General features: G+C 43.6%; 8 protein-coding genes and 1 other RNA gene. 7 read left to right on the forward strand and 2 right to left on the reverse strand.

Going from position 1 to position 10,648, the window contains the following annotated elements:
- The first annotated feature begins 122 nt into the window (after positions 1-122).
- Positions 123-866, forward strand: a complete 744-nt coding sequence (fabG, locus tag IM676_RS14650; protein ID WP_200987571.1) for a 3-oxoacyl-[acyl-carrier-protein] reductase — start codon at positions 123-125, stop codon at positions 864-866.
- A gap of 12 nt (positions 867-878) precedes the next feature.
- Here the strand turns inward: fabG and IM676_RS14655 are convergent, their stop codons facing one another.
- Positions 879-1,949 (reverse strand): MraY family glycosyltransferase, encoded by a 1,071-nt coding sequence (locus IM676_RS14655; protein ID WP_200987572.1) that lies wholly within the window; start codon positions 1,947-1,949, stop codon positions 879-881.
- Positions 1,950-2,106: 157 nt separating this feature from the next.
- Here IM676_RS14655 and groL point away from each other — a divergent pair, with 157 nt between their 5' ends.
- The 4 genes from groL (at position 2,107) to rnc (ending at position 5,822) form a co-directional block, all read left to right on the forward strand.
- Complete coding sequence (gene groL, locus IM676_RS14660; RefSeq protein WP_200987573.1) at positions 2,107-3,786, forward strand: chaperonin GroEL; 1,680 nt, start codon at positions 2,107-2,109, stop codon at positions 3,784-3,786.
- 150 nt (positions 3,787-3,936) lie between these two features.
- On the forward strand, positions 3,937-4,638 hold the full coding sequence (locus IM676_RS14665) for a hypothetical protein (RefSeq protein ID WP_200987574.1): 702 nt from the start codon (positions 3,937-3,939) through the stop codon (positions 4,636-4,638).
- 53 nt (positions 4,639-4,691) lie between these two features.
- Positions 4,692-5,067, forward strand: an RNA gene (gene rnpB, locus IM676_RS14670) — RNase P RNA component class A.
- Positions 5,068-5,102: 35 nt separating this feature from the next.
- Positions 5,103-5,822 carry a ribonuclease III gene (gene rnc / locus IM676_RS14675; protein ID WP_200987575.1) on the forward strand — a complete coding sequence of 240 codons (720 nt, stop codon included), beginning with the start codon at positions 5,103-5,105 and terminating at the stop codon, positions 5,820-5,822.
- A 49-nt stretch (positions 5,823-5,871) separates the two neighbouring features.
- Here the strand turns inward: rnc and IM676_RS14680 are convergent, their stop codons facing one another.
- Complete coding sequence (locus IM676_RS14680) at positions 5,872-7,815, reverse strand: ATP-binding response regulator (protein ID WP_200987576.1); 1,944 nt, start codon at positions 7,813-7,815, stop codon at positions 5,872-5,874.
- Positions 7,816-8,109: 294 nt separating this feature from the next.
- Between IM676_RS14680 and IM676_RS14685 the strand changes: the two genes are divergently transcribed.
- Entirely contained in the window at positions 8,110-8,838 is a 729-nt protein-coding gene (locus tag IM676_RS14685; protein WP_200987577.1) for a RibD family protein, read from the forward strand.
- Between the two features lie 428 nt (positions 8,839-9,266).
- Positions 9,267-10,648 (forward strand): CARDB domain-containing protein (locus tag IM676_RS14690; protein WP_200987578.1); only part of this gene is annotated, 1,382 nt, incomplete at its 3' end.

A 10,648-nucleotide genomic window follows, 5' to 3' on the forward strand; every position in this document is an offset into this window, starting at 1 on the left:
AATCTTCCCAAAGGTATAGATGTCTGATTGAGGAAGCAACTAAATCTAAAATCCTACAATTATAGGCACAAATCACCATAAGATCATTAGCGCGGTGATTTGAAAGGCAAAAGGAATAATTTATGGAGATTTTACAGGGACAAGTTGCAATTATTACAGGTGCTTCACGGGGAATTGGCAGAGCGATCGCCTTAGAACTAGCTACACAAGGAGCGAGTATAGTAGTTAATTATGCTAGTTCTAGCGACGCTGCTGACGCTGTAGTCGCAGAAATTAATGCCGCCGGTGGTCAGTCCATTGCCCTCAAAGCTGACGTATCAAAGGTTGAGGAAGTAGAGGCATTATTTAACGCCACCATGGGAAAGTTCGGGCGCCTTGATATTCTTGTCAATAATGCCGGTATTACACGCGACACGCTGCTTTTACGCATGAAGCCAGAAGACTGGCAAGCAGTGATTGACCTCAACCTTACAGGTGTATTCTTATGCACCCGCGCAGCCAGTAAAATCATGCTCAAACAACGTTCTGGACGCATTATTAACATCTCCTCCGTAGCTGGACAAATGGGTAACCCTGGTCAGGCCAACTATAGCGCTGCCAAAGCAGGGGTCATCGGGTTTACTAAAACCATAGCCAAAGAACTCGCTTCTCGGGGAATCACGGTTAATGCCGTTGCTCCTGGTTTTATTGCCACAGATATGACCAGTAAACTCAGCAACACCGAAGATATTTTGAAATTTATCCCCCTAGGTCGCTACGGTCAACCAGAAGAAATAGCTGGTATGGTGCGCTTCCTAGCTGCTGATCCTGGTGCTGCTTACATTACTGGACAAGTCTTTAACGTTGATGGCGGCATGGTAATGTAATCAAGAATGGCTTCAGGTTCTTTGCCAGATGGTAACAGTCAAGAGCATGACAATACTAATAGCAGTGGTAAATATCACCAGCACAGTCATGCCTTGTATTCTCATGGCCACCAAATTAAAAACTAAACTGATACTCCACAGAGTCAACGCAGCATGGCGCTGGGAAAATCCCCAGGCCAGTAGGCGGTGATGTATGTGGTCTTTGCCAGGGGTACTCAGGGGGTTTTTTCCTGCCAATAACCTGCGGATAAACACTTGTGTAGTATCCAATACTGGCAATATGAGAAATAAAATCGTTGGTCCGAGGGCAAAAATCGTATTTTGTTGTAGGTTACCTAAAATACTGGTTGCAGATAGAACATAACCAAAAAAGTATGCACCGGCATCACCCATAATAATCATTGAGGGGTGGAAGTTATGGCGTAAAAAGCCCAAAGCTGCACCCCCTAAAGCCGCCAGGACTAAAATAGCCGCTGCCCGATTGGGAAATTGGGCAGCAACCCCTAACAAACTCATGGCAGTGATAAAACTCACTCCCCCTGCCAACCCATCCATACCGTCCATCAAATTGATGGCGTTAGTAATACCTACTACCCAAAGTACCGTCACCGCCATGGAAAACAGCGAGTCTATCGGCGTGTTAAAGCCAACATCAATACTGATGCCGTTAGCATACAGTAACAATGCCGTGACAATTTGGGTACATAGCCGCACAGAGGGCGGTAAACCGAACTGATCATCAATAAAACCAACCAGCACTAGGATGGAACCCCCTAGTAGAATAGTTAAAACTTGAGCCAGCACGCTTTGCAGGGCAATAGGTCGCAATAGGCTAGCTAGTACCATAGCGGCAATCACTCCCGCATAAATAGCTAAACCACCCGCATTGGGTAAAGGTTGCTGGTTAAGTCGTCGTGCATTTGGTTGGTCAGCCCAACCTACCCGCAAGGCAAATTTCCGCACTGTGGGAATCAAACGCCACGTTACCAGCCAAGCCAACAGAAATGTCAAGACTACTGCCAACCAGCCGGAGCCGCTAGGTTCGGCAATGCCGAGGGATTTAAGAAAGTTGTATATATTCATCCCCCAAGTTAAGCATTACTGCATTTTCCTATATGAGTATCAACTGTAATATTAATCAATTTTGGGAATTTGCATTTATAATCTGAGCTGTTTGGTGATTAGCAGTCTGGTTTAGTGAGTGCTAAATTGTCTAATGGAACGACTAGAGAGATAAAACATGGCAAAAATTATTTCCTTTGATGAAGAGTCACGGCGATCGCTAGAGAAAGGTGTTAACGCCATAGCTGACGCGGTGAAAATCACCTTGGGACCTAGAGGTCGTAACGTCCTTTTAGAAAAAAAATTTGGCGCCCCCCAAATCGTTAATGATGGGATCACAGTTGCCAAAGAAGTTGAATTAGAAGATCCTTTAGAAAACACCGGTGCAAGACTGATTCAAGAAGTGGCATCCAAAACCAAGGATATCGCTGGTGATGGGACTACCACCGCCACAGTTTTAGCACAGGCGATGATTAGAGAAGGTTTAAAGAACGTCGCCGCTGGTACTAACCCCATCAGCTTAAAGCGGGGAATCGACAAAACTGTTGAAGTATTGGTAGAAGAAATTGCCAAGGCGGCAAAACCAGTAGAAGGAAGTGCGATCGCTCAAGTGGCCACTGTTTCCTCCGGTAATGATGAACAAGTCGGCGCAATGATTGCCGAAGCCATGGAAAAGGTCACCAAAGACGGTGTGATCACTGTGGAAGAATCCAAATCCCTCACAACAGAACTGGAAGTAGTAGAAGGGATGCAGATTGACAGGGGTTATATTTCTCCCTACTTTATTACCAATAACGACAGGCAAATCGTAGAATTTGAAAACGCCCGCATCCTGATTACCGACAAAAAAATCAGCAGCATCCAGGATTTAGTTCCTGTGTTGGAAAAAGTAGCCCGTCTGGGTCAACCCCTACTGATTATTGCCGAAGACTTAGAAGGAGACGCTCTAGCAACTTTAGTAGTCAATAAAGCACGGGGTGTGCTGGCTGTGGCCGCTATCAAAGCACCAGGATTTGGCGATCGCCGCAAAGCGATGTTACAAGATATCGCTATTCTCACCGATGGACAGATGATTTCTGAAGAAATCGGTTTAAGCCTAGACACTGCTACTCTAGAAATGCTAGGAACTGCCCGCAAAATCACCATCGACAAAGAAAGCACCACAATTGTGGCAGCTGGTGAAACCAAACCAGAGGTACAAACCCGAGTTGCTCAAATTCGTAAGCAATTGGCAGAAACTGATTCTGACTACGATCGCGAAAAACTCCAAGAACGCATTGCCAAGCTAGCAGGCGGTGTCGCAGTCATTAAAGTGGGTGCGGCCACAGAAACCGAACTCAAAGACCGCAAACTACGGATTGAAGACGCGCTCAACGCCACTAAAGCTGCTGTGGAAGAAGGGATAGTCCCCGGTGGTGGTACGACCCTAATCAACTTGACTAAGAAAATAGACGCCATCAAAGCAACCCTTGACGAAGAAGAAAAAATTGCCGCGGATATTATCAAGCGCGCATTAGAAGCTCCCCTGCGTCAAATAGTAGATAATGCTGGTGGGGAAGGTTCTGTGATTGTCTCTCAAGTCAAGGACAGCGATGGCAATATTGGTTACAACGCCGCTACTGGCAAGTTTGAGGATTTGATTGCTGCTGGTATCATCGATCCTGCGAAAGTTGTGCGTTCAGCTTTGCAAAATGCTGCTTCTATTGCGGCTATGGTCTTGACTACTGAAGCCATTGTCGCCGAAAAACCAGAGAAGAAACCCGCAGCTCCTGCTCCTGACATGGGCGGCATGGGCGGCATGGGCGGCATGGGTGGCATGGGCGGTATGGGCGGCATGGGCGGCATGGGTATGTTCTAGTCTGTGTTGCTGAATGTCAATATTGTCCGGTGCAGTTTGTCTGAATCAAGGCAAACTGTTTTTTTCATCTTCTACTAGTCTGGCCTGGGCAGTGGGCTGGCACGGCACTGGTATACTGGTCAAATAATTCCTATTGCTTAAAACTGTAATATGAGGAGTGGCGACCAAAATTTAGTTATTTTGACCCTCTATATTATTGGCGTTGCTTACGTCTTTAATCGTATGGTTGAGTCTATTGATGATCAAGTAAAATTTGAATTTCAAAAAGCAGCGGTTGATCAACAACTCAAAGAACAAAATCTCCTGGACAAACTGGGGATTTCTTTTAAATTTAAATCTTTGTATCCCGTAGACGATGTCAAAGATTTATCGCTGAGTATTGAAAATAAATCCGATAATATTGCCATATATGTAGACTGGGACAATAGCTCTTTAGTAGTGGAACATACCAAGCAGTCACGTCGAGTCATTCGCAAATCACCTGACTTAACCCGTGACTTAGGTGTACCACAAAGTCCTAGCCTAATTGCTCCCCAGAAAACTCTTTCCGAAACGGTCACAGCAGAAGATGTTTTTGACCGTGATGCCTCCACAGGAACTTACTGTGCTACCAAACCCATAGTTAATATCACAGCACTTAGTAAAGGTGGTGGACCGCAAAAAAAGTTATATAACGATTTTATGAAGGAAAGAAAGGAGTTGACATTTTCACTACAGCTAGTGTTACGCATCTCGGAATTACGTGTGGGTCTAGCCCCGGGTGTGGATATCCCTCCCACTTGTATTATCAATTGTCCTTTCACTATTAGAAAAGTACCCTGGACTTATGCTTTGCCTTGGAAGAAAAAATAAGTAATCCCCACCACACACATTGTACCATCCCGGATTACACTGGATTTAGGGAGAGAGTAGGCGCAGGCGGTTGCAGATTAGTCAGAGTGACTGGTTTGAGGAAAGTCCGGGCTCCCGAAAGCCCAAACTTGCTGGATAACGCCCAGTGCGAGCGATCGCGAGGATAGTGCCACAGAAAGATACCGCCTTTTTTAAAGGTAAGGGTGCAAAGGTGCGGTAAGAGCGCACCAGCACAACCGAGAGGTTGTGGCTCGGTAAACCCCGGTTGGGAGCAAGGCCAAGGGAAACTAAGGTTGGTCTTTTACCAGTTTCCATTTATGAGAGCCGCTAGAGGCGTTTGGTAACAAGCGTCCCAGATAGATAACTGCCCTCAAAGGTGTTTTTTAACACTCGGCGAGAACAGAACCCGGCTTATGTCCGACTCTCTCCCCTCTTTTTTATCCCCCATTTCCCCATCCCTTTTAATGACACTTGTTTATCCCCGCCGTCAGCGACAGCTCGAAAGTTTAGTGAGAAAGTTAGGTTTACCACCAGGTTTACCCATTAAGTGGGAACTGTTGGATTTGGCTCTGACTCATCCTAGTGTTTCGGAATCGGCAAATTATGAACAATTGGAGTTTGTGGGTGATGCGGTGGTGCGACTGGCGGCGGCGGTAGTTTTATGGGAAACCTATCCTGATTGTCCAGTAGGGGATTTTGCTGCCATTCGTTCAGTGTTAGTCAGTGATCGCATCCTCGCACAATTGGCGAGGGAGTATGGTTTTCAATTATACTTACTTGTAGCGGGTAGTGCTACCAGTGATAAAATTGGTCAAGAATCACGATTAGCAGATGCTTTTGAGGCTGTTCTAGGTGCCTTGTACCTGAGCACAAACAACCTGGAATTAATTCGCCCTTGGCTAGATTTCCACTTGCAAAAGTTAGCCACGGATATTCGCAGCGACCCCGCCAGACTCAACTACAAAGCAGCTCTGCAAGAATGGACACAGGCAGAATTTAAAGTTTTACCTGAGTACCGAGTCAGGGAAGTTAATCAACCAAATCAAAATCAAGAGCGTTTCGCCGCCGAAGTTTGGCTTCATGACAATAAATTAGGTGAAGGTAAAGGACGCTCAATCAAAGCTGCGGAGCAAGCTGCGGCAAAAGTAGCTTTTTTAGCTATATCTCAACCTGAAAATCAGTAAATCCGACTATATATCTCATTACATCGTCAATCTGGCGAGTGCCGATTGACTAATGACGACTCAGGTAACCCCTAGTCCCCTGATCTGGAGAACCAGAACTGTTAATCACAGGTTCTTTTGCAGCTGCACCAGTTAATAAAGCACTATCAATCATCGGTAATGTAATCTTCACCGTCGTACCTTGGTTTATACCTGCGCTTTCAAGAGTAATACTCCCTCCCATAAGTTCGACTAAATTCCGCGAAATAGCTAATCCTAGTCCCGTACCTTCTACCTTGCGTGTAGTTCCTCCATCTAACATCACAAAGGGGCGAAATAGTTTGTGCTGCTGGGTAGGTTCTATACCTAGACCCGTATCTGTGATGCTGATGATCACCTGAGATTTATGATGACTAGATTTGGAAATGGCTGTAGCAATGGTAATGCTTCCTTGGTCGGTAAACTTAGTCGCATTACCAATGATATTAATTATTACCTGCTTTAACTTTGCTGCATCTGCTGCTACAGGAATCAAATCAGTACCTAAATCAGTTTTTAACTGCAAACTTTTGTTTTGAATATTTACTGATTGTAAATTAATCACTTCCAGCAGTATTTGTCGCAGATCAATAGGTACTGTAACTACTGAGAGCTTACCTGCTTCAATTTTAGAAATATCAAGCAGCTCATTAATAATACCTAGCAAGTGAATAGCTGTTTCATCGGCACGTTGCAGAAATTCTATTTCTTCTTCCCGGCTATCGCACAAGCCATCGTGAACCACCCGCACACAATTAATAATCACATTAAGTGGATTCCTCAACTCATGGGAAGTGGTAGCTAAAAACTGACTTTTGATCTGGTTAGCACTTTTTGCCTCTTTCCAGGCAATTTCTAGTTCTTCCGCCCAGGCTTTGAGTCTCTCAACCATTTGGTCTATGGCTTGGGCCAGTTGGTTAAACTCCCGAATTTGGAAATTTCGCGGTACTGGTTGTGCGGCGTGGTGGCTATGAAGATGCAGAGCATAGTCTCGCAATTGTTCTACAGGACTGGCTAAATAGGGGGCTAGATATAGGGATACTAACAAACTAGCACCTATTAAACCAACTGTTAAAACGATGAGGATGAGTTTAATTTCTTCTAAACCTAGGAGGGCATTATCGACAGTGGTTACAGCCAGAACTATCCATTTTTTACCCGGTTGTGTTGTGATGGGATTAACAATAGCCCTGTAACCCACTATGAATTCTGTACCCTCTTGAGATGCTAAATTGACCGAATTACTTTGGCCAGCTAAGGCATTTTTAACAATTTCTTGCAGTTGGCGAGCATCTGGGTGTTCTTGAATATTACTACCAACCAAATCCGGTGAAGGGTGTGCTAAGATTATCCCATTTTCAGAAATAACTATAGTAGAGCCTGTTAAGGAACCTGGTTGATTTCTTGTTTGTTGATATAGTGCTGATTTGATACTCAATGTATACCGCACTTGCCCACTGGGGTTGTTGACTGGGGTAGATAGTAGCAGTTGCAGTTGATTACTCCGATTTATTTGACCTGTGGTTCCTAATTTTGGCGGTAATACTTTTTGTATATTAACTTGTCCTGTTTGCTGAGGAATAGATGATTGTAACTCGGCAATTGGTTGCTGACCACAGCTACTGGCAATAATTTTACTTGTTTGTATATTAGTTAATTGTAAGCAGTCAATGTGACTTGGTAATTGTTTTGCTACTTCAGTAAGATATTTTTCTACTTGAGCAGAAGAACCGGACTGAATGACTCTTGTTTGACTAAGAATCAATAAGTGAGTATTGAGGGTAGCGATCGCATTAGCTATTTTTTCACTTTTAAAGACAGCACTCTCTGTAAGATTTTCGCCGGCGGTTTTTAATAGGCTAGATCTGGCTTTATTCAAAGCCACGATTTCCCCGAGCAATATCACTGGGACAAACAACAGCAAAATTCTTGTTACTAAAATACGTCGAAAGGATGATTGACGAGCCTTAGCCATCGAGTATCTCACTTCGCATCTGTAAACCACAAAACTAACGATGTGCAATTAGAACAGCTCAAAGAGATATTCTGCTAAGTTATAATGGTGTTCTTGTCAACTGCCAAAAGTTGTAAATCATGAACGTATAACCAGAAATCAGACATACCAAAACTCCTATGAGCTAAATGTAAATGTGAATGCTGTTGCATATAGATATAGTATGAAATTGCTCAATAGTAGCCGGGGGCAAATATTTTTTAGCAAATCAATTTACTAACAAGCAAAATTTCCAAACTGTCACATTAATCCCATATGCAACATCGTCCTCATACTACAGTAGTTTTGGCCATGAGTGCAGATGGCAAGATAGCAGATTTTAGGCGATCACCTGCTCGTTTTGGCTCAGGATCTGATAAAGCACACCTGGAAAAACAAATCGCTGCTGCTGATGCCGTTTTATTAGGTGCTGGCACTATTCGCGCCTACGGTACAACACTTACCGTATCACAACCAATTCTGTTGCAACATCGCATCAAAGAGGGTAAACCCCCTCAACCGCTTCATATAGTCCTTACACAATCTGCCGCAATTCATCCGGAAATTAAGTTTTTCCAACAGCCTATTGAACGCTGGTTACTCACCACAACCATGGGAGCAGATGCTTGGGCAAAAACCCAGCAGACACCACCCACAAGGGAGTTAACAGCCTTACAGGGTTGTCCTGCTAAATTTGATCAAATTCTGATTTTTGACACACCCACGGGCAATGTAGACCTATCTGCTGCTTTGTCACACCTGAGATCCCTAGACATAAAACGGTTAGCAGTATTAGGGGGCGGGGAATTAGTGGCTTCTCTCCTGCAATTAGATTTAATTGATGAACTGTGGTTAACAGTGTGTCCACTAATTTTAGGTGGTGCATCTGCGCCTACGCCAGTAGAAGGTGAGGGATTTTTATCACAATTAGCCCCCAAGTTAGAACTTTTAGAAGTGCATCAAGTCCAGCAAGAGGTGTTTTTACACTATCGGCTACAACGTTAATTTATTGTGGACTTTGGTGTGTGTCTAATGAAGTAAACACCAATTTCCCCCTCACTCCTTACTCCTTACTCCTTACTCCTTCTCCCTTACCTGTTCCCTGTTCCCTGTTCCCTGTTCCCTTTTTTATTTCCCAAGAGTTTTATTTAAAAAAATTTACTTAATTTTGATATCACAGCGGATCTTTGAGAAGTGTGATAGGTTATACTACTGGCTAAATGATTCGCTTGGCAGTTTCACCAAATTACAAAGTACTTAATTGACATCTGGTGCGGACATCTCCAAATATTCCGCAAATAGTGCGATCGCCATCGGCCATAACAAAAACAGCCCCGTATAGTAACTGATTAAATTTACATTTTCAACTTCAGGGATAGGACAACCCTTGACTTTTGTAGCTCACAGATATTTTAGGAAAAGGTGATTTATCTATGGTAACTAGTGCTTCCAACCAACCCAACTTAGTGATTAGTTCCCTGACAATTCCCACAGAAGTAACTTGGGGCGAAACCTATGAGGTTTCTTGGACGGTCACCAACCAAGGTGAAACAGCAACCAGGAGAAGACGGTGGTATGATGAAGTTTACTTTTCACTTAATGACCAGCTGGGCAATGACTTTTACTTAGGTGATTACGAATATGAAGGCGGATTAGCACCAGGTGAGAGTTACACTGGCTCTGTTGTAATTACCGTCCCCCCCGGATTTAGCGGAACTGGATATATTTTAGTTATTGCCAATAATTATAGTGACCAATTAGAGACAGACAGACAAGATAGTCTAGCAGTCCAAGCAGTACAGGTCAATGCTTCTGATTTATTGGGTGATTTACCAGATTTAGTTGTCACATCAATTACTGCGGCGGAATCTGTGAGGTGGGGGGAAACTCAGGAAATATCCTGGACTGTCACTAACCAAGGTAGTAAGACAACTAGGACAAACTACTATGGGTGGCGGGATAGGATTTATTTTTCCTTAGATGAGAGTTTTGATGAGAATGATATATTTGTAGGTGATTATTATAACTATAATCAACAACTAGCTCCTGGGCAGAGTTATACAGCTTCAAGGACAGTCACAGTTCCCTCTGGGTTTACAGGTAGTGGATATTTGTTGGTAGTGACAAATTCCTATTATGGTCTATACGAGTCGGATATTACTAATAATGTTTTGGCTCAAGGGATTGAAATTAACGAGGGGGATTTACCAGATTTAGTAGTCACAGCAGCAACCATTTCCACTAGTACCGCAGGTTGGGGTGAGTCTGTAGAAGTAGATTGGACTGTGACCAACCAGGGAACCCTGGTAACCCAACAAATTTGGTATGATTATATTTACCTATCCACTGATGACATATGGGATGATCGCGATCGCTATCTGTCCGGTTTCTGGGCTGGTAATAATAACCCCTTGGCAATAGGTGCAAGTTACAGCTTAACAGGCAATATATTCATTCCCTATTATATAGAGGCGGGTAATTATTATCTGTTAGTAGTGACTAATCCTGACAATTACAACTACTACTACCGACAATATGAAACAGATCAGACTAATAATACCCTTGCAGTTCCCATTGCCATCAACGAAGTTGATTTACCAGATTTAGTCATCAGTGCCGCCACCGCACCAGCATCAGCTAACATAGGTAGTACCATAGAGGTATCCTGGACTGTCACTAATCAGGGAATAGGAACAGCAGAAAGAGATTGGTATGACGCTATTTACATCTCAGATGATGAGATTTTTGATTGGTCTGATACTTATGTTACATGGCAATACATTTCTGAGCAAACACCCTTAGCAGCAGATGGTAG

This window comes from Anabaenopsis elenkinii CCIBt3563, assembly GCF_015245355.1.
In the GTDB taxonomy this organism is placed as follows: Bacteria; Cyanobacteriota; Cyanobacteriia; order Cyanobacteriales; family Nostocaceae; genus Anabaenopsis; species Anabaenopsis elenkinii.

Coding starts and splice junctions, on each gene's coding strand:
- IM676_RS14680 (WP_200987576.1), bottom strand. CDS start 7,815: ATGGCTAAGGCTCGTCAATCATCCTTTCGACGTATTTTAGTAACAAGA.
- IM676_RS14665 (WP_200987574.1), top strand. CDS start 3,937: ATGAGGAGTGGCGACCAAAATTTAGTTATTTTGACCCTCTATATTATT.
- rnc (WP_200987575.1), top strand. CDS start 5,103: ATGACACTTGTTTATCCCCGCCGTCAGCGACAGCTCGAAAGTTTAGTG.
- groL (WP_200987573.1), top strand. CDS start 2,107: ATGGCAAAAATTATTTCCTTTGATGAAGAGTCACGGCGATCGCTAGAG.
- IM676_RS14655 (WP_200987572.1), bottom strand. CDS start 1,949: ATGAATATATACAACTTTCTTAAATCCCTCGGCATTGCCGAACCTAGC.
- fabG (WP_200987571.1), top strand. CDS start 123: ATGGAGATTTTACAGGGACAAGTTGCAATTATTACAGGTGCTTCACGG.
- IM676_RS14685 (WP_200987577.1), top strand. CDS start 8,110: ATGCAACATCGTCCTCATACTACAGTAGTTTTGGCCATGAGTGCAGAT.